This is a genomic window from Microvirga pakistanensis (assembly GCF_004458765.1).
GTDB lineage: Bacteria > Pseudomonadota > Alphaproteobacteria > Rhizobiales > Beijerinckiaceae > Microvirga > Microvirga pakistanensis.
Genome location: NZ_SPJX01000595.1, coordinates 1 through 223, shown reverse-complemented (window position 1 = coordinate 223; position 223 = coordinate 1). Strand labels below are relative to the sequence as shown.

The following is a 223-nucleotide window of genomic DNA, read 5'->3' as shown; positions in this document are numbered from 1 at the left end:
GACGACGAGTACAACCCGGAAGCGGCCAAGAAGCTTCTGGCGGAAGCCGGTTATCCGAACGGTCTCGAGACCGACCTGTGGGCGATGCCGGTGCAGCGTCCCTACAACCCACACGCCCGCCGCATCGCGGAGCTCATGCAGGCCGACCTCGCCAAGATCGGCGTGAAGGCTGAGATCAAGAGCTTCGAGTGGGGCGAGTACCGCAAGCGCGCTCAGGCCGGCG

1 protein-coding gene is annotated in these 223 nt (G+C 65.9%); it reads left to right on the top strand.

The window, feature by feature from the left end:
- The coding region (locus E4K09_RS24020; protein ID WP_244610660.1) for an ABC transporter substrate-binding protein at window positions 1-223 on the top strand (223 nt) is incomplete at both ends.